General features: G+C 60.9%; 18 protein-coding genes and 1 pseudogene. 11 read left to right on the top strand and 8 right to left on the bottom strand.

The features are described from left to right. Nucleotides 1-120: 120 nt before the first annotated feature. The 3 genes from J7302_RS10125 (at nucleotide 121) to J7302_RS10115 (ending at nucleotide 3,572) form a co-directional block, all read left to right on the top strand. Nucleotides 121-1,464: a glutamine synthetase family protein gene (locus J7302_RS10125; protein WP_394359083.1), complete on the top strand. Its 1,344-nt coding sequence runs from the start codon at nucleotides 121-123 to the stop codon at nucleotides 1,462-1,464. 60 nt (nucleotides 1,465-1,524) lie between these two features. Then, nucleotides 1,525-2,850: an MFS transporter gene (locus tag J7302_RS10120; protein ID WP_215373447.1), complete on the top strand. Its 1,326-nt coding sequence runs from the start codon at nucleotides 1,525-1,527 to the stop codon at nucleotides 2,848-2,850. A 101-nt stretch (nucleotides 2,851-2,951) separates the two neighbouring features. Further along, nucleotides 2,952-3,572 carry a TIGR04282 family arsenosugar biosynthesis glycosyltransferase gene (locus J7302_RS10115; protein WP_215373444.1) on the top strand — a complete coding sequence of 207 codons (621 nt, stop codon included), beginning with the start codon at nucleotides 2,952-2,954 and terminating at the stop codon, nucleotides 3,570-3,572. Here J7302_RS10115 and J7302_RS10110 read toward each other — a convergent pair. The 4 genes from J7302_RS10110 to flgA form a co-directional block, all read right to left on the bottom strand. After that, on the bottom strand, nucleotides 3,569-4,318 hold the full coding sequence (locus tag J7302_RS10110; RefSeq protein WP_215373442.1) for a flagellar brake protein: 750 nt from the start codon (nucleotides 4,316-4,318) through the stop codon (nucleotides 3,569-3,571). The genes J7302_RS10115 and J7302_RS10110 overlap by 4 nt on opposite strands. 81 nt (nucleotides 4,319-4,399) lie before the next feature. Then, nucleotides 4,400-4,867, bottom strand: a complete 468-nt coding sequence (locus J7302_RS10105) for a flagella synthesis protein FlgN (RefSeq protein ID WP_215373440.1) — start codon at nucleotides 4,865-4,867, stop codon at nucleotides 4,400-4,402. Nucleotides 4,868-4,916: 49 nt separating this feature from the next. Next, entirely contained in the window at nucleotides 4,917-5,258 is a 342-nt protein-coding gene (gene flgM / locus J7302_RS10100; protein WP_215373438.1) for a flagellar biosynthesis anti-sigma factor FlgM, read from the bottom strand. A gap of 129 nt (nucleotides 5,259-5,387) precedes the next feature. Then, on the bottom strand, nucleotides 5,388-6,149 hold the full coding sequence (gene flgA / locus J7302_RS10095; RefSeq protein WP_215373436.1) for a flagellar basal body P-ring formation chaperone FlgA: 762 nt from the start codon (nucleotides 6,147-6,149) through the stop codon (nucleotides 5,388-5,390). Nucleotides 6,150-6,226: 77 nt separating this feature from the next. On the opposite strand from flgA, the gene J7302_RS10090 reads away from it, so the two are divergent. From J7302_RS10090 to J7302_RS26440, 4 genes and pseudogenes are all read left to right on the top strand, one after another. Next, nucleotides 6,227-7,159 (top strand): chemotaxis protein CheV, encoded by a 933-nt coding sequence (locus J7302_RS10090; RefSeq protein ID WP_215373433.1) that lies wholly within the window; start codon nucleotides 6,227-6,229, stop codon nucleotides 7,157-7,159. Between the two features lie 44 nt (nucleotides 7,160-7,203). Further along, nucleotides 7,204-8,031 (top strand): protein-glutamate O-methyltransferase CheR, encoded by an 828-nt coding sequence (gene cheR / locus J7302_RS10085; RefSeq protein ID WP_215373431.1) that lies wholly within the window; start codon nucleotides 7,204-7,206, stop codon nucleotides 8,029-8,031. A gap of 340 nt (nucleotides 8,032-8,371) precedes the next feature. Then, on the top strand, nucleotides 8,372-9,532 hold the full coding sequence (locus J7302_RS10080; protein ID WP_215373429.1) for a D-glucuronyl C5-epimerase family protein: 1,161 nt from the start codon (nucleotides 8,372-8,374) through the stop codon (nucleotides 9,530-9,532). A 125-nt stretch (nucleotides 9,533-9,657) separates the two neighbouring features. Continuing rightward, nucleotides 9,658-9,750, top strand: a pseudogene (locus J7302_RS26440) (chemotaxis protein); the annotation flags it as partial. Nucleotides 9,751-9,923: 173 nt separating this feature from the next. Here the strand turns inward: J7302_RS26440 and J7302_RS10075 are convergent. The 4 genes from J7302_RS10075 to J7302_RS10060 all read right to left on the bottom strand — a co-directional run bounded on the left by J7302_RS10075 (nucleotide 9,924) and on the right by J7302_RS10060 (nucleotide 13,937). Next, entirely contained in the window at nucleotides 9,924-10,349 is a 426-nt protein-coding gene (locus J7302_RS10075) for an organic hydroperoxide resistance protein (protein ID WP_215373427.1), read from the bottom strand. An 84-nt stretch (nucleotides 10,350-10,433) separates the two neighbouring features. After that, complete coding sequence (locus J7302_RS10070) at nucleotides 10,434-11,291, bottom strand: helix-turn-helix domain-containing protein (protein WP_215373425.1); 858 nt, start codon at nucleotides 11,289-11,291, stop codon at nucleotides 10,434-10,436. A gap of 53 nt (nucleotides 11,292-11,344) precedes the next feature. Then, complete coding sequence (locus J7302_RS10065) at nucleotides 11,345-12,763, bottom strand: aminotransferase (RefSeq protein ID WP_215373423.1); 1,419 nt, start codon at nucleotides 12,761-12,763, stop codon at nucleotides 11,345-11,347. A 79-nt stretch (nucleotides 12,764-12,842) separates the two neighbouring features. Next, nucleotides 12,843-13,937, bottom strand: a complete 1,095-nt coding sequence (locus tag J7302_RS10060) for a polyamine ABC transporter substrate-binding protein (protein WP_215373421.1) — start codon at nucleotides 13,935-13,937, stop codon at nucleotides 12,843-12,845. A gap of 148 nt (nucleotides 13,938-14,085) precedes the next feature. On the opposite strand from J7302_RS10060, the gene J7302_RS10055 reads away from it, so the two are divergent. The 4 genes from J7302_RS10055 (at nucleotide 14,086) to J7302_RS10040 (ending at nucleotide 18,565) form a co-directional block, all read left to right on the top strand. Beyond that, nucleotides 14,086-14,733, top strand: a complete 648-nt coding sequence (locus J7302_RS10055; protein WP_215373419.1) for a TetR family transcriptional regulator C-terminal domain-containing protein — start codon at nucleotides 14,086-14,088, stop codon at nucleotides 14,731-14,733. Nucleotides 14,734-14,821: 88 nt separating this feature from the next. Beyond that, nucleotides 14,822-15,544: a response regulator transcription factor gene (locus tag J7302_RS10050; protein WP_215373417.1), complete on the top strand. Its 723-nt coding sequence runs from the start codon at nucleotides 14,822-14,824 to the stop codon at nucleotides 15,542-15,544. Nucleotides 15,545-15,548: 4 nt separating this feature from the next. Beyond that, nucleotides 15,549-16,322, top strand: a complete 774-nt coding sequence (locus J7302_RS10045) for a substrate-binding periplasmic protein (RefSeq protein WP_215373415.1) — start codon at nucleotides 15,549-15,551, stop codon at nucleotides 16,320-16,322. After that, nucleotides 16,319-18,565, top strand: a complete 2,247-nt coding sequence (locus J7302_RS10040; RefSeq protein ID WP_215373412.1) for an ATP-binding protein — start codon at nucleotides 16,319-16,321, stop codon at nucleotides 18,563-18,565. The genes J7302_RS10045 and J7302_RS10040 overlap by 4 nt, the downstream gene beginning before the upstream one ends. The last annotated feature ends 23 nt before the right edge of the window (nucleotides 18,566-18,588 follow it).

Genomic DNA, 18,588 nt, shown 5'->3' with positions numbered 1-18,588 from the left:
AAGTCGGGAGGTTTTACCGGCTTCAGTTGGCTCTTTGCAGTGCTTGATATTTCGAACGCCTGGTGCGTATTTTGTACAAACCGCCACGAAGAGCGGTTGTAGTGCACAAGGACAATAACCATGGCTACCCAAGTCCGCAGCCCGCTTGAAGAGCGTTTGGCCGGCATCGAAGAAGTCGAGTGTGTCACCCCTGATCTGAACGGTGTGATGCGAGGCAAAGTCATGACCGGGGAGGGTTTTCTCTCCGGGCGTCGCCTTCAGCTGGCGCGCGGTGTGCTTCTGCAATGCATCATGGGTGGCTATCCGCCAGCCCGCTTCTACGGGAGCGACGATGGTGACCTGGCCCTGGTCGCCGAACCCGGCCAGATCCACCGCGTGCCCTGGAGCGAGCAGCCGCGAGCACTGGCCATTTGCGATGCTCAGGAACTGGATGGCCGACCGTCTGGGCTGTCGACCCGTGGCCTGCTGCGCAAGGTGGTCGAGCGTTACGCCGAGCATGGCTGGCAACCGGTAGTCGCCACCGAGCTGGAGTTTTTCGTATTCGCCCCCAACCCCGATCCGCAGCAACCCTTCCTGCCACCGGAGGGCTTGGATGGGCGTCGCGAAACGGGCTGCTCCGCATTCAGTGTGTCCTCGAACAATGGCCTGCGCCCGTTCTTCGAGGAGGTCTATCGCTGCATGGAGGTTCTGGGGCTGCCGCGTGACACCTTCATGCACGAAATGGGGGTGAGCCAGTTCGAGATCAATTTCCTGCATGGTGATCCGCTGTTGCTGGCCGACCAGACTTTCCTCTTCAAGCACCTGCTCAAGGAGGTGGCGCTCAAGCATGGCATTACTGTGGTGTGCATGGCCAAGCCATTGGCCCACACGCCGGGCAGTTCGATGCATATCCACCAGAGCATCGTGGCGAGCGATAGCGGTCGGAACATCTTCACGGCCGAAGATGGCGTGCCTACTGAGGCTTTCTCCCATTTCATCGGTGGCCAGCAGGCAGCCATGGCGGATCTCACGGCACTTTTCGCACCCAACGTGAACTCCTACCAGCGCCTTTGCCACCCCTATGCATCGCCGAACAATGCCTGCTGGTCCCACGACAACCGTGCGGCTGGCCTGCGTGTTCCCGCCAGTGCTCCTGTCGCCCGCCGGGTCGAGAACCGCCTGCCGGGTGCGGACGCCAACCCCTACCTGGCCATTGCCGCCAGCCTCGCGGCGGGCCTGTACGGCCTGGAGCAGCGACTGCAGCCCAGCGAGCCGATCCAGGGTGAATTCGAGGCACCGGATTCTTTGTTGCTGCCCTGTACCTTGCATGCCGCTCTCGAACGTCTGAAACGTAGTGATTTGGCGCGAGAACTGTTCGGCAAGGAGTTCATCGAAGGCTACATTGCTACCAAGACGATGGAGCTCAGCAGCTTCTTCGATGAAATCACGCCCTGGGAGCGGCGCATCCTCGCCTCCCAGGTCTGATTATCCGCAGGGCCGCCGAAATGGCGGCCCCTCTAGTACAAGGAGCCGCCTGGAGCGCCGATGCATCGAATCTGGAAATCTTTCCGCGCATTGTATTTTGCCACCCTGTTGATGCTGATCGGCTCCGGCTTGCTCAGCACCTACCTCGGCCTTCGCCTGGCCGCCGACAAGGTGGATGGTCTCTGGGTCGGCGCGCTGATGGCGGCGAACTATTTCGGCCTGGTCATCGGCGGCAAGCTGGGACACCGGCTGATCGCGAGGGTCGGCCACATACGCGCCTATGTGGCATGTGCGGGCGTAGTGACTGCGGCCGTGCTTGGTCACGGCCTGACCAGCCTGCTTCCTGCCTGGCTGGTCATGCGGATGTTGGTGGGCCTGGGAATGATGTGCCAGTACATGGTCATCGAAAGCTGGCTCACTGAACAGGCGGATGCCAGCCAGCGGGGCCAGGTCTTCGCCGGCTATATGGTCGCCTCCTACCTGGGGTTGGTCATGGGGCAGTTGGTGCTGGTACTGCACCCGGGGCTGGGCCCCGAGCTGTTGATGCTGGTGGCGATGTGCTTCGCGTTGTGCCTGGTGCCAGTGGCCGTCACTCGCAAGATCCACCCGGCGCCTTTACACCCGGCCCCGCTGGAACCGCGCTTTTTCATCAAGCGGGTGCCGCAGTCCATGACGACGGTGCTGGTCTCCGGACTGGTCATCGGCTCGTTCTATGGCCTCGCGCCGCTCTATGCCACGTCGCAAGGGATGCCCACCAACCAGGTCGGTCTGTTCATGGGTAGTTGCATCCTGGCCGGCCTGCTGGTCCAGTGGCCGCTGGGCTGGTTGTCGGATCGGCACGACCGGGCGGTACTGATCCGCAGCACGGCTGCGCTGCTGGCTCTCGCGGCCTTGCCCCTGGCGATCATGCCGCAGGCACCGCTGGAAGTGCTGTTCCCCGTGGGCTTCCTGGTTTGTCTGCTGCAGTTCAGCCTCTACCCGCTGGCAGTGGCCTTTTCGAATGACCATATCGAGGCTGACCGCCGCGTCTCCCTGACGGCCATGCTGCTGATCACCTTTGGCGTGGGGGCGAGTGTCGGTCCGTTGCTCACTGGCGCCCTCATGAAGCTGCTCGGGCCGAACATGCTCTATGCCTTTGTCTGCTTCTGCGCGGCAGTCCTGGTCCTCAGGGTGCGACCGGATGCGGTTACCGGCCTGCACCGGGTCGACGAGGCGCCACTTCACCATGTGCCCACCCCGGACAACATGACTAGCTCGCCCCTGGTCGCGGCGCTCGACCCGCGGGTGGATGAAAAGTCGATCCATGATCAGATGCAATCGGGGGATGCCCAGCCATCGGGTGATGCATCGACAACCGAAACGGGGGAACGGCCGCAGGCGAAATAGTGGCCCAGCGCCATCCTGCTTTTGACCAATCATCGGCGACAGTAGGTACCTGAGCTTTTAAGCCCGAGGTTCGCCTCGGGACTTGAAGGAGGACCGTGGCCGTGAATCTGAGCATCTCCCTGCACTTGCTGGCCCGATCACCACAGGCCGGCGGACTTGAATCCCGACTGGTTCCCGCCTTGGGCGAAGAGGGGGCTCTCCGTTTGCAGCGGCAACTGGTTGCACGGGTGCTCAACCTGCCACCGATGGGCTTCAGCGAGCGCATCTTCTGGCTCGAGGATGGGCCAGACGAGAGCCTTGAGGCGTTGGCCGAAGAAAACGACTGGATGGTGGTCGGACAGCCGGTCGGAGACCTCGGGGAGCGTATGAGACGCATCGCCGTCCTCGGCCTGGCAGAGAACGACGCCGTGGTGCTGATCGACCATTTCTGTCCGATCCTGGATGCCAATTATCTCGCTGAGGCCTGTGAGGCCCTGGTCGAACACCAGGCTGTGCTCGGACCTACCGAGGATGGCCGCTATGTCCTGCTAGGCTTGCGCCGGGTGGATCCGCGTCTGTTCGAATCCATCCCCTGGGGCAGCAACCAGGTGCTGGCGCTGACCTGTGAGCGCTTGCAGCAGCTGGATTGGCGGCATGGCCTGCTGCCGACGGTGTGGATGGTCGATTGCCCCGAGCACCTGCCGCGCCTGGCGCGGCTGGGGTACAAACTGGGGGCGACCTAGAACAGTTCGTCCTTTTCGAAGCGCCGGGCTTCGCGTTGCAACTGGTAGACAAAGCGTTCCACCTGGCGTTGCACCAGGCCGCTCATGTCATGGAAGCGAACGCCAGCGAAACTCACTCCCAACTTCTCCTCGTAGTGCACATGGCGCAACTCGATTGTCGTTGTCACTGCGCCGAAGGGCAGCTTCGCCGTGAAGCGCTCGTAAAGTTGGCCGGGTTGGAGCCGAGTGCTCTGGTCGCCTTCAAAGCGCAGTTTGCAGCCGGTGGCGGAAATATCCAGCATCTGTCCCTGAAGGGCGGCTGAAATCTTGTTTCCATCCAGTTCGACAGCTACCAGTTGCGACTGCTTGAGGGCAGCTCGGAAAGCATTACGGCGCTGGTGGTAGATCACTTCCTGAGGGAAGGCGCACCAATAGCAACGTGCGCCGTCCAGTTCACCGATCTCGACTGTCTGGAGGGACTCCCAGGCAATCCTGACACCTTCACGGAAACCCTCGATGCGGAAGGTTTCGCCGTTCCTCAGGAAACGCTCGCCATCATTCGGGATCATCTCGTCGAGGGCAATCAGGCCGCGATCACGGTCGACTTCGACCAGGTAACTCTGGAAGCGTTGATTGCGGTCGTGGAAGGTAATGATCAGAGGGTCGTGATGTTGCTGCAGAAGGCGAAGATTTGCCTGGATCTCCACCGGAGCCTTGAGGATCTTCGGTGGTTGCGGGCCGTTTTGCTCGGTGAATAGGTTGGACACGGTCCGGCTCTCTCTACACGCAAGGTTTGGCGTGAGCCGGGCTCCATGCCCACAGGTCTCACACTCTTCTTGTAGTTGGGGTCAGGCCTGGCTGAGTGGGCGCTGGTGGCCGATTCTAGCGGTAGTGCCGCGGCTGTCATAGAGGCTTGGCATCTCGCCGCCCCGTAGGATTCCAAGCATGCTGCCTACCGATGTCTGATTGGCTCGAATCAGGCGCCCATTGCGCTGGTTGGCGCTTTGACAGTGCTCGAGCAACTGGCCGAGTTCGTCACTTCGGGCCAACAGTTCGGCTCCACGGGGGGAGGCATTGGCGAGTTGCTCCAGCCCGGCCCGGTCAGTGCTGAGTCGAAGGTTGACCAACAACTGACTGCGCTGGCGGCCATGCTGATCAAGTTGGGCGAGGAGGGGCTGCTTCTCGGCGATGAGGCTTTCCAGGCGCGTCAGGTCTCGTTCGCCAAGTGCCTGGAATTCTTCGTCCATCAGCTCAAGCAGTCGCTTGGCGTGGTCGATATCTTGGTTGAACAGGTCTAGCAGGTTGGTGTCTTGCATTGCTTGCTCTGGGAACCGGGCGTCCAAGGTCCCCAGCGCAGCCCGAGGACTAGCGCTGGGATTCGAAGTTCAGCAGTTTGCTGGCCACGCGCTTGCTATCGACCTGGTAAGAGCCGTCGGCAATGGCCTGCTTGAGCTTTTCAATGCGCTCCTTGTCCACGGCGGGCAGGTCGCGCAGCTTCTCGCCTGCTTGCTGCAACATCTGAGCGTCGCTGCTCAATTTCACGGATTCACCGCTACCCGCAGCCTGCGGCTGTTCGCTGACTGTTTGCGCAACAGCAGGCGGGTTGCCCGTGACCGCTTCACCCTTGCCGCCGGCTTGCGCAGAACTGGTACGTGCCGTGCTGGCAGGGGTTGGGCCGTTGTTGGGCCGATTGAAGTCAATGACCATGATGTTGAACCTCGGACGCTAATTGGACGCTTACCGTGTTATCGGCCCTGTCCGGGCTAACTTTAGAAAAAATTTTCAGACAAGCAGAGTGTAGGAAACATCTGTTCTGGAGCGCCATGTCAATCATGCCTACATATCCACCTGGACCTGGCCAGGACCCTGGACCCGGGCTTTGACTACGCGCCCCGAACCCAGGTTGCGTACGCGGATCTGTTCTCCTGGAGCTCCGTTCGACAAGGCTTCTCCAGGCATCCGCACGTTGATCGCCGAGTTTTTGGCGCTGATCACCACTTGGTCGCCTTTGCTTACGACTTCAGCCATCTGCAAGTGGATTGGTGCCAATACCTGGTCAGGCAGGAGCGCGCGGGTGGTCTTCTGGCCCATCACCTGAGAACTGTTCGTAAGGAATCCTTGGCTCAAGGGGCCTACATCGCGCTCGGCGAGGGACACGTCCTCAGGAGCGATCATGGCGTCACGTCGCAGAGGGCGGGTCACCACCACGACCTCGCGGAACAGCCTGACCTGGCTGGGCACGAATATGGTCCAGGGTGTGTTGCCATCGCAGCGAAGCCGGACGGTGACGCGCCCCAGCGGCTTTGACGGGCTTTCCAGACGTGCAGTCAACTCTTTGTCGCAGAGAGGCAGGCGTAGCCGCGGGTCCAGTCGATTGACCTGGATTTCGTAGCGGCCCTGGATGCTGCTGCGCTGTAAATAATCCTCGACTGTCGCCTCAAGAAACCCCTGGGTCACGCCGATAAGCTCTTCAGGCGACGTCATGGTTGCACTCGATACCGGGCTGTAGCCGAGACAGCACAAAGCGGGTACAACGCTCGCAATCAAGTTGCGGCATTTTGATATCAAGTGTCGGAAAAGCGTCGTCGAAGCATTCATGCGCACTGAGAAGCAAGGCTCGTGCCGCCTGACAGGCTAAGACGACAGATTCATAGACCTGCAGGAGGAGTCTGGTCATGGCCGGCGTTTTGGATTCGGTTAACCAGCGTACCCAACTGGTCGGGCAGAACCGCCTGGAGCTGCTGCTGTTCCGTCTTGACGGTTCCCAGCTCTACGGGATCAACGTATTCAAAGTGAAGGAGGTCCTTCAGTGCCCTCGGCTCACCGTGATGCCCAAGTCCAGTCCGGTGGTGCGCGGGGTCGCGAATATCCGTGGGGGGACCATTCCGATTCTCGACCTGTCCCTGGCGACCGGGCGCAGAAGCCTGGATGACCTGAAGAACAGCTTCGTCATCATCACGGAATACAACACCAAGGTTCAGGGGTTCCTGGTGCGTTCGGTCGAGCGCATCGTCAACCTGAACTGGGAAGAAATCCATCCGCCACCCAAGGGAGCCGGCCGCGATCACTACCTGACTGCGGTGACCCGAGTCGACAAGCAACTGGTGGAGATCATCGACGTCGAAAAGATCCTCGCCGAGGTCGCACCGACTTCGGAGGTAGTGTCCGAAGGGGTCGTGGATGTCGAGACCCAAAGCAAGGCCCTCAGCAAGCGGGTGCTGATCGTTGACGACTCCTCGGTGGCGCGCAAGCAGGTGGTGCGATGCCTGGAAACAGTCGGGGTCGAAGTCAAGGCGCTCAACGATGGTCGCCAGGCCTATAACTACCTGCGTGAGTTGGTCGAGGAGGGCAGGGCGCCAGAGGACGAGCTGTTGATGATGATTTCCGACATCGAGATGCCGGAGATGGATGGTTACACGCTGACGGCGGAGATCCGCAACGATCCACGCATGCAGAAGTTGCATATCCTCCTGCATACTTCGCTTTCCGGTGTGTTCAACCAGGCGATGGTGAAAAAGGTGGGGGCGGACGACTTTCTTGCCAAGTTCAAGCCTGACGACCTGGCTTCCCGCGTCGTCGAACGCATCAAGGTTATGGATGGGAGCTGAGCAGCGGCTCCCTGGCATGGAATTAGATCGGTGAGGCGCCCCTAGTGTCTTCAGGCAATGTGGATTTCGAGCAGTTCCGGGTATTCCTGGAAAAGACCTGCGGCATTCTGCTGGGCAGCAACAAGCAGTATCTGGTTTCCAGCCGGCTCAACAAGCTGATGGAGCAGAATGGCATCAAGAGCCTGGGCGAACTGGTCCAGCGCGTCCAGGGTGTATCGCGCGGCGGTCTGCGTGAACAGGTTGTCGATGCCATGACGACCAATGAAACGCTCTGGTTTCGCGACACCTATCCGTTCGAGGTGCTGAAGGGGAGGGTGCTGCCAGAGCTGCTCAAGGCCAACCCGAACCAGCGCCTGCGTATCTGGTCGGCAGCGAGTTCCTCCGGTCAGGAACCTTTTTCCATTTCCATGGCGATCGACGAGTTCGAACGGAGCAGTCTGGGGCAACTCAGGGCCGGTGCTCAGATCGTTGCAACCGACCTGTCCAGCTCGATGCTCACAGCCTGCCGTGCCGGCGAATATGACAGCTTGGCCATGGGGCGCGGCTTGTCCCAGGAACGGCTGGTTCGTTACTTCGACCAGAAGGCGCCGGGGCGCTGGGCGGTCAAGCCGGCGATCCGCAGCCGCGTGGAGTTCCGTCCGTTGAACTTGCTGGACAGCTATGCGGCGCTCGGCAAATTCGACATCGTGTTCTGCCGTAACGTGCTGATCTACTTCTCGGCCGAGGTGAAGCGAGACATCCTCACGCGCATCCACGCCACCCTGAAGCCTGGCGGTTACCTGTTTCTCGGTGCGTCCGAGGCACTCAACGGATTGCCTGACCTCTACCAGATGGTCCAGTGCAGTCCGGGGATCATCTACAAGGTCAAGTGAACGAACTTGGGATCTTTGCTGCTTTCTATTTTTGCCGTTGTCAGGCCTGAAGGAGGTCAAGCTTGATATCGGCGAAGCTCCAGCAGGCCACGCCAAATTTCGTTCGGTGTGCAATGAGGCTACCAGCAGCGTATTATTCATGCCTTCGAGAGCATGATGACCTGGCGGTTAACTAGGGATCTCAGTAGTAAGGGCAGTTGCTTGCAAAATGCAGGTGCGGGCTCGGATCTTGATCTGGAAGTAGACGGTGCTATCAGCTTCATTTATTTAAAAGCTCATGGCTGACTTCGGCATGGGGCTTTTTGTTGTGTGCGAGCTTCCTATAAAGGAGGGGGTTGTGGTGCGTAAGACGCTTGTCAGTTTTAAAGGATGTATCGCAGTAGCCATTCTTGCAATGACGGTTTCCTCCGGATCTGTAGCCTCTCCGATTCCCCTTGGGGCAGAGGTGCTCAATGACAAAATTGCTGTCGATATTGCTCGAGTGACCTTGCTCAAGGAAAAGTCTGGCAAGAAATTTTCTGCAGAGGAGTTGGATGATCGAAGTGCGCAAGTAAAGTCATGGTTGGCCTCGGTTGGAGGAAATGTTTGGTATAAAGGCTACTTGGAAAAATTTGGATATCCAACTCGAGTCGAGGAGATGAAGACTTCGACTCTGATCGGTCTGAAAGATAAGACGCTGGGGAATTACTACATTCACTCACCGCTCATCTCGACCGCTTCAGTCACGACAATGAATTGTAACGGTCCAAATTTTGCGACCAGTGTTACCCAAAAGGCCTTTTGTGCGCTTGGTAATTGGGACTCTGCAAGGGCGTTCAATGACAGTGAGGCGCTGGTTAAGTTCAGGGAATTGGCGAAACTGTTCCTAGATACACAGAAAGATGGGAAATGGGAATGGGGATTCGACGTCCCCGCCCGCAACCAGAAGGCGCCTTGGATCTCTGGACTTTCCCAGAGTTTAGGTATTTCGATTCTTTTGCGTGAATACCAACTCAGTGCGGATCCTGCTTACCTTGAGGCTGCAAGGAAGGCATTGCTCTGGATGGAAAAGCCGATCAGTGATGGCGGAATTGCTGTGCGAAAAAGTAATGGTGTCTGGTATGAGGAATATCCCGATGCCAATGATCCAAGCCATGTTTTGAATGGCCACATGTGGGCGCTCTTCGGGATATGGGACTTTTACAGGGTGACCGGCGATGAGGGCGCAAAGAAAATGTTTGATGAGGGTATTTCGATCATGAAGTACGAAATCGACAGATACGACGTCGGGTATTGGTCCGTCTATGCTCAGACGAATCGGACGGACATGGTTAATGGCGCATATCAGCAATTTATTATTGAGCAGCTCCGTGTCCTTTACGCTATAAGTGGGGTTCAGGAATTTGAAGAAATTGCAGATAGGTGGAGTCTTTCAATGACTAAGGATTCCATGTTTGTGCAAAATGCTGCTGCAGAGTTCATGAAAGCAAATCCTCTCAAAAAGGCTCCTGCTTCGCCTTGACTGAGACATTAAAGTGATTTGTTCGAGAGGTTAAAAAGTCTCTCGGTCCGAGCAGCTCTTGAGCCTTTCTGCAGGGAGCTTACGTGTTCCGCGTTCTCTGAGCGGTGCATGTGTAATCTTTGGTAGACGTGAGGAGGGGTATCCTCACGCGTATCCACGCCGGCCTCAAACCAGGTGGATATCTGCTCCTCGGCATGTCCAAAGTGCTTGACGGGTAGCCTGACCTCTACCAGATGGTCCAGTGCAGTCCGGGGATCATCTACAAGGTCAAGTGAAGCGAGGGAGGTCAGTGGCCTCCCTTCTTAGTTGCATACCTTTGTAGGAGCCAGCTTGCTGGCGAACGACCCTGGCTCATCCGTTCGCGAGCAAGGACTCGGCGTCCCCCTCGTTCCTACACCAGCGTCAAGGTTACGTTGATATTGCCGCGGGTCGCGTTCGAGTACGGGCAAACGATATGCGCCTTGTCGACCAGGTCTTTGGCCGCTTGGCGATCCAGCCCGGGCAGCGAAATCTTCAGTTCGACCTCGATGCCGAATCCGCTGGGCAGGGTACCGATTCCGACGATCCCTTCTATATAAGAGTCCTCTGAGAGGGCGACCTTCTCCCGGCCTGCAACGAACTTGAGGGCCCCAAGGAAGCAGGCCGAATAGCCGGCAGCGAAGAGTTGCTCGGGGTTGGTGCCGTCACCGCCTGGACCGCCCAGCTCCTTCGGGGTGGTCAGCTTTACATCCAGCACGCCGTCCGACGACACGGCACGGCCTTCACGACCGCCATACGCTTCGGCGTACGCGCGGTACAGGGCTTTTTCGATGGGCATGGCGGGTCTCCTTGGATGGTTGAGAACCTGCTCAAGCCTAGTCAAAGGTTGGCGTTCCTTACCGGGTATCTGACTGAAGGTTTCTCAGCGGGTCAGCCAGTCGATGAACAGGGCGAAGAGTTCCGCCTGGGAGCCAATGTCCAGCTTGGTGTAGAGATTCTTGCGGTGCATGCGCACCGTCTCGGGGGATATTTCCAGCACTCGGGCGCTGGATTTGGCCGAGTGGCCGCGCAGCATCAGGTGGGCGACTTCCCGCTCGCGCTCGGTCAGCACCTCGCTGCCGAAGTTCATGAACGCGTCCCTGATCTGCTGGTTGAGTGCCGCAGGTGGGCCTGAGTGCAAGGATGATGGGCCGGCGTTGGACAGGCAGCGGGCCAGGCCACCGCGCTCGTCGAACTGCCGGATCAACTCGCGCACCATGGGTTGTGCCGCGCGCAGCAGTTCCAGTTCGGCCGGGGTGAAGCGCGCGCCGCTGAGCCCCTGGTAGACGCAGAGCGAAACCTTGCGCTGGCCGCCCAGGTCAACGATGTAGTGGCTGTCCTCCACCGAACCGCACTTGAGGTAGTAGGTCTTGTAGTACTCGCTGTTGAAGAAGTCGTCCGGGGCAATCTCAGAAAGCGGGTAGAAGCCCTCGGCGAGGCCGCTTTCAAGCGCGAGGCAGAACGGGTCCAGCATGTATCCGCGTGCGTAGTAACGTTCGATCAGCGCTTCGCGGTACTCGGTGGGAATGCCGCGCTGGTACAGCGGCCGCGGTGCCAGCCCCTTGCATTCCAGACCGAGCAGCACCGATTCGATCGGCACCAGGCAGTTCAGCGCCTCGGCCAATCGCTCGCCGAAGCCGGGTTCGGCGACGCTGGCCATGGCCCGCGCCAGCCCTGTATGCCAGGCATGCAGGGAGGTGGCGGGGAGGGTGGTTGCGGTTTGTGCTGAGGAGTCGGCCATGCCCGGCAGTCTACTGGGGCTGCCGGGCGCCTGCAAAAGGCCCAGGCTGCGCATCAGTTGCCCGCGTACTGGCCACTGCGCTGCAGATCAGCAGCCGTCTCGAGGATCGCTACCCGCAAGGTTTCGACGATCTCATCCACTTGAGCGTGGGTGATGGTAAGCGGTGGTGACATCACGTTCAGGTGCACGATGGGCCGGACCAGCAGGCCACGCTTCTGTGCGCGCAGGTGGATTTGCTCGCCAATGTTCAGCTCATCCGGGAACAGCGCCTTGCTCGCCTTGTCGGCCACGAATTCAACGCAGGCCATCAGCTTCTTGCAGCGCACGCTGCCCACCAGCGGCAGCCTGGTGAGGCTTTGCAGGCGCTCCTCCAGGTAGGCGCCAACGTCCTCGACATGGGCCAGCAGATTCTCGCGCTGGATGATCTCGATGTTCTTCAGTGCACTGACGCAGCTAACCGGGTGCCCGCTGTAGGTGAAACCGTGGCTGAAGCAGCGCCCCTTGCCCGCCTCGCCAATCACCTGCCAGATACGGTCGGAGAAAATGCATGCCCCCAGAGGCAGGTAGCCCGAGGTCAGGCCCTTGGCGGTGGTGATGATGTCCGGCTGCACGCCGAATACGTCCTCAGAGGCGAAGAATGCTCCAAGGCGGCCGAAAGAGGTAACCACCTCGTCCGAGACGTAGAGCACGTCATGTCGCTGGCAGACTTCCCACATGCGCTTGTGGTAGCCGGCGGGCGGGATGATCACGCCGCCCGAGCCCATGATCGGTTCGGCGAAGAACGCCGCGACTCGATCGGCACCAAGCGTCAGAATCTTGTCTTCGAACTCGTTCACCAGAAAGTCGAGGAACTGCGCCTGGTCCATACCCTCCGGTGCGCGGTAGGGGTTGGGGCAGGAAATGTGGTGGATGTGGTCCTTGAGGAAGTCGAACTCGGCCGGGCGGTCCGCCGCCTTGCCACCCAGCGACATGGTCAGGAAGGTGGATCCGTGGTAGGCGTTGATGCGGGTGATGACGTGTTTCTTCGCAGGTAATCCGCGGCAGTTCTGGTAGTACTGGATCAGCCGGTAGGCGGTGTCGACTGCCGTCGAGCCGCCGGTGGTGAGGAACACATGGTCCAGATCGCCCGGTGCGAGTTCCGCGAGCTTCTCGCACAGCTCGATGGCCTTGACGTTCGCCATGTCGCAGAAGGGGTTGGAGTAAGCGAGCTGGCGTACCTGCTCGGCGATGGCCTCGGCCATCTCTTCGCGGCCCAGGCCGATGTTGGTGCACCACATGCCGCCCACAGCATCGAGGTAACGATTGCCGGCCGTGTCATAGATGTAGGCGCCTTCGCCGGCGGCAATATTCAATGAGCCGTTTTCGCGATGGTCGTCGAAGATGTGGTAGCCGTGCATGTAATGCGCTTTGTCGGCTGCGACCAGTTCTTCATCATTGAACTGCGCAAAATATGCTGGATTTGGGATGGCCATTTTCATTTACCTCGGGTCGTACGTATGGGGCGTGGAGAGTCCCCTCTGACATCTACGAGAGAGGGGGAACGGTGCCGACTCACTTGCCGGTCTTCACCGTGTTCCAAGTGCGGGTGATCAGTCGCATGCTCTTGGGCGAATGCGTCTTCTGGACGAATAGTCGGGCGCGAGTAGCGGTGTCCGGGTAGATCGCCGGGTCGTTGCGGACTTCGGCGTCCACCAGTGCGGTTGCGGCCTGGTTGCTGTTCGGGTAGCGGATGTAGTTGGTGACTTCGGCGATCACCTTGGGTTGCAGCAGGTACTCGATGAACGTGTGGGCGTTAGCCACGTTTGGCGCGTCCTTGGGGATATAGAAGTCATCGAACCAGATCAGCGAGCCTTCCTTGGGAATGAAGTAATCCAGCTTGACCTTGGCGCCGGCTTCCTCGGCCCTGGCCTGCGCGGTGGCGTAGTCGCCTGACCAGGTCATGGCGATGCACTGATCGCCATTGGCCAGGCCGTTCAGGTAACTCATCGAGTCGAACTTGCGGATATACGGGCGCACGGCGAGCAGCAGATCCTGTGCGGCCTTCAAATCCGCCGGTTCGACGCTGTTGGGGTCGCGACCCAGGTAAGCGAGGGCCAGCGGCAGCACGTCGGTGGGCGAGTCGATCAGGGTCACGCCGCAGTCGGCGAAGCGTGACACCACCTTGGGATCGAAGATCATCGCCAGCGAGCCGATCGGCGCGTCGGGCATGCGCGCCTTGATCATCTCGACGTTGTAGGTGATGCCATTGCTGCCCCAGGTGTAGGGGGCTGAATAAGTGACGCCCGGATCGAAGCTTTCCAGGCTGGCCAGCACCTGCGGGTCCAGGTTACCCCAACTGGGCAGGCGGCTCTTGTCCAGCGGTTGGAATACGCCAGCCTTGAGCAGCGGCGGTACCAGAGCGGCGTTGAGCACCACCAGGTCATAGCCAGATCGCCCTGGCAGCAGCTTGCCCTGGACGGTCTCGTAGGAATCGAAGGTGTCGTAGGTGACTTTGATGCCGGTGGCTTTTTCAAAGTCGGCCAGGGTGTTTTCGCCGATGTAGTCCGACCAGTTGTACAGCCGCAGGGTGTTGCCGTCGTCCGCCGGGCTCAAGGCGGGCAACAACGCCAGTGTCGTGCCGAGTGCTGCTACCAGGGTCTTGCGCATGTCGGTTCCACCTGTGTTGTAGTTATCGGGGCCTGGAACCACTCTCCGGTACCTGGCGGTTGGCGGCCATACCCCGAACGGGTAGGTGGGACTGGATTGTTGCTGTACATTCGTTCAAATTCGCCGGAACACATCAGGAGCTGTCGGCATGACTCAGGAAGCACGTTTTTCCCGACTGGACCCAGAGCTGCGCAAGGCTCACCTGATCGACGCGACCCTGGCCTGCCTGAAGCAGCATGGCTTCCAGGGCGCCTCGATCCGCAAGATCTGTGCCGAGGCCGGGGTTTCGGTCGGTCTGATCAACCACCACTATTCGGGCAAGGACGAACTGGTGGCCGAGGCTTACCTGGCAGTTACCGGTCGGGTGATGGCGCTGCTGCGCGAGGCCATCGATCGGGCGGCACCCAATGCCCGGGAGCGGCTATCGGCATTCTTTCGCGCGTCCTTTTCCGCCGAGGTGCTGGACCCGCAACTGCTGGATGCCTGGCTGGCATTCTGGGGCGCGGTGAAGACGGCCGAGGCGATCAACCGGGCCCATGACCAATCTTATGGCGAGTACCGCGCCATCCTGGCCAGCGCGCTGACCGACCTGGCAGCCGAGCAGAGTTGGCAGGGCTTCGATGCGGACCTCGCGGCCATCAGCTTGAGCGCCTTGCTCGACGGCCTCTGGTTGGAGTCCGGGCTGAATCCGCAAACCTTCACACCAGCGCAGGGCGTGCAGATTTGCGAAGCATGGGTGGATGGGTTGCTGGCGGGCGGCATGCAGCGTTTCCTGCGTCCTGTCGGAGGTCGTTGATCGGTCGTTCAAGTGTGGGTAACCTGCTGCTCCTTGCGTCGTCCAGAACAATAAAAGCGCCCCTATTCGGAGGCGGAGGGCAACATTGATGGCTCCCAGTGTGCTGATCGTTGACGACGATCCGCTGATTCGTGAACTGCTCCACTCCTATCTCGGCCAGGAAGGTTATGACGTCCGTTGCGCCAGCACGGCAGAAGATGCCGAAGCGTGCCTGGCGGAAAGCCCGGTCGACCTGGTCTTGCTGGACATCCGCCTGCCTGGCAAGGATGGCCTGACCCTGACCCGAGAACTGCGCGTTCGCTCGGAAGTGGGGATCATCCTGATCACCGGCCGCAATGACGACATCGACCGCATCGTCGGCCTCGAGTGCGGTGCCGATGAATACGTGATCAAACCGTTCAATCCCCGGGAACTGGTGTCTCGCGCCAAGAACCTGGTGCGCCGGGTGCGTCATTTCCAGCAACCTGCGCCGGCAGCCGTGGCCGCAGGAGGCCAGCTCAAACGCTTCGCCGACTGGGTGCTGGACATCGACCGCCGCCGCCTGATTGACCATGAGGGCAGCGAGACGTTGCTCACCCATGGCGAATTCCAGCTGCTCAGCGTCTTCCTGCGTAACGCCGGGCACACCTTGAGTCGCGACCAGCTGATGGACCAGATCCGCAACCGCGAGTGGCTGCCCAATGACCGCTCCATCGACGTGCTGGTGGGGCGCCTGCGGCGCAAGCTGCGTGACGATCCTGCCGAACCGCAGTTGATCATCACCATCCACGGCGCGGGCTACCTGTTCACCGCCACGGCCTCCGTTGCCTGAAGTCATGGCGCGCCTCTGGTTGCTGGCCATCCTCCTGCTCGGCTGCACGGCGAACGCCGCCGAGGCGGTGCGCTACTGCGATCACCCGGTATACCCGCCAATCTCCTGGAGCGACGGCAAGCATATGCGCGGCATTGCCCCACGCGTGGTGCAGGCGGTGTTCGCCAGCCTTGGGCTGGACGCGGAAATGGTTGTACTGGGCAACTGGAAGCGCTGCCTGCTGGATGCTGCTGAAGGGCGGGTCGATGCGGTGCTGGCCTATCGGACCCCAGAGCGCGAGCAGTACCTGGCGTTTGCCCAGGTGCCGGTGCTGCGGGAAGAGGTGACGGTCTTCTACAACCGTCGGCATCCGCTCCAGGTCGAGCGGATACAAGACCTGACGCGTTACCGCGGCGGGCTACTGTTCGGCGAGAGTTATGGCGAGGCTTTTGACGAGGCGGTGGCCCGAGCCGGCAATATCGAGTGGGTCTCGGACAGCAAGCAGAATTTCGGCAAGCTGATCCGTGGCCGCATCGATTTCATCGCCCACGAACGTCGCACTGGTCTTCTCTATGTCGAGTACTTGCAGGGTGGTGGTGATATCCGCGCCTTGCCCCTGGCCCTTGCGGTGGACCATCTGCGCCTGGCCGTCTCGCGTCGCTCACCCCTGGCAGCGCGGATGGCGGAGATCGACCGGGAGCTGCAGCGCCTGACCGACAGCGGCGAGATCGAGCGCTGGCTGGGGGAAAGTGAAGCCACCTACCGCGACATGATCGTTCAACCGGAGCCGCGCGAATGAACGGCGTGAAGCTCCCTAGCGGTCTGCTGCGCCGCCTGCTGCTGTTCATCCTGCTGTTCAGCCTGTGTTTTACCCTGGTGGCCAGCGCTGTGCAGCTGCTCCTTGAATACCGCCGTGAAATGCGCGACATCGAGGCGCGACTGGAGTTGATACGGGTCGGCTACCTGGAAAGCTTCGAACGCAGCCTTTGGGACCTCAACCAGGAACAGCTGAAGATGCAGCTGCGCGGCCTCGCGGATTTCCCGGATATCGCCCAGGTGCGCTTGAGCAGCGCAGACTTCGATCTGCAACTGGGTTCGGACGAGTTGGCCGGCCCGCTGCGTCGGGAGCGTTTCGAACTCACCTACCTGCCGCCTGACGGCAAAGCCCGCCACCTCGGTGAGCTGGAGATCAGCATTGACCTGGGGGCGGTTTACCGACGCCTCTATGCCACCGGCCTGACCAGCCTGTTGTGGATGGGCGTGTTTCTTTGCGGCCTGGCGGTGGCGTTGTCCTGGCTGTTCCACCGCCTGGTCACTCGCCATCTACGAGTGATGGCCGACTTTGCCCGTGGCATCGCCACTGGTAATTGGCACGAGGCGTTGCGTCTGAATCGACGGCCGGGAAGGGCAGTGGACGAAATCGATACGGTGGCCCAGGCCCTGGACGATATGCGCCGGGCAATCCTCGATGATATCCAGCGTCGCGAGGAAGACCGGACCGCCCTGCAAAACATGGTCGAGCGGCGCACCGCCAGCCTGCAGCGCGCCAAAGAGGAGGCTGAGGCGGCCAACCTCGCCAAATCGCGCTTCCTCGCCACGATGAGCCACGAAATCCGCACGCCGCTCAACGGCATCCTCGGAATGGCCGAGCTGCTGCGTGGCGCGGCTCTGGGCGAGCGCGACGGCAAGCGCCTGGAAGCGCTGCACAAAGCCGCCGAAGGGCTGCTGGCGATCCTCAACGAAGTGCTCTACTTCGCTCGCCTCGAAGAAGGTGAGGGCCGGCCCGAGCTCGTGGACTTCTCTTTGAAAGCCCTGCTCGAACAGGTGCTCACTCTGCTCGAACCCAGGGCCAGCGCCAACGGCACCGTGCTGCGCTCGCGCATCGAGCCGCGGGTGCGCGTCGAGTGTCGCGGCGCCGAGCAGTTCCTGCGCCAGGTGCTGAGCAACCTGTTGGCCAACGCAGTGAAGTTCACCGAGGAAGGGGAAATCCTTGTGGAGGTTCGGCTGCTGGACGAAGTGCCCGGGGCCCAGCGTCTGCGCGTCAGTGTCAGCGACGATGGCATCGGCATCGCCCAGGAGGTGCAGGCACGGATCTTCGAGCGCTTCACCCAGGCCAGCGAGGAGGTGGCGCAGCGTTACGGTGGCACCGGCCTGGGGCTGGCCATCAGCAAGCGGCTGGTGGAGTTGATGGGCGGCCGCATTGGGGTCGAAAGCGTGGAAGGCGAGGGCAGCTGCTTCTGGTTCGAGGTCGCCCTGGAAGATGTCAGCAGCCAGGCTCCGCAGCCGGTCGCCCCGATCCTGGCAGACGCCCTCGACGTGCTGGTGGTGGAAGATGTCGCCCTCAACCGTGAAGTGGTGGCCGGCTTGCTGGAACACGACGGCCACCGCACCAGCCTGGCTGAGGATGCCGAACCGGCCCTGGTGCTGTGCCGGCAGAAGCGATTCGACCTGATCCTGCTCGACCTACACCTGCCGGGCATGAGCGGTATCGAGCTGTGCCGGCTGATTCGCGGCGATGGCCGGGGTGCCAATCGCGATACCCGCATCCTCGCCTTCACCGCCAGTCTGCAGCCAACCCTGGTGCGCCGCTGCCTGGACGCCGGCATGCAGGGTGCTCTGGCCAAGCCCCTGAAGCTTGCGGACCTGCGCCGTGCCTTGGCCGGGGATGCAGGGGGGCAGCCTACGGGAGGCGACGACGAACTTCTGGACAGCCAGTTGCTGCAGACGCACCGGGGCCTGCTTGGTGAACAGAAGCTGCAGGGTTTGCTGGAGTTGCTTCGGCGCACGCTGGACGATCACCGCATCGGCCTGCTCGATGCATTGCAGGCCCGCGACTGCGCCGAGGTCGAGCATCTGGCCCACCGGCTGGCCGGCAGCAGCGATTCCCTCGGCTTCCGCGCCCTGGCAGCAGTTCTGCGAGAGCTTGAGGCGGCTGCCCAGGACGGAGACCAGGCCAGTCTGCCGGTGCTACAGCCCCGACTGGAGGGCATCCTGCAGCGTTCCAGCGACATGCTTGACGAACTACTGCGCCCCTCCGCCTGAAATCGAACAATTTCCTTACGACT

It is taken from the genome of Metapseudomonas boanensis, assembly GCF_018704125.1.
Classification (GTDB): Bacteria; Pseudomonadota; Gammaproteobacteria; order Pseudomonadales; family Pseudomonadaceae; genus Metapseudomonas; species Metapseudomonas boanensis.
This window is presented reverse-complemented; position numbering and strand designations above follow the sequence as displayed.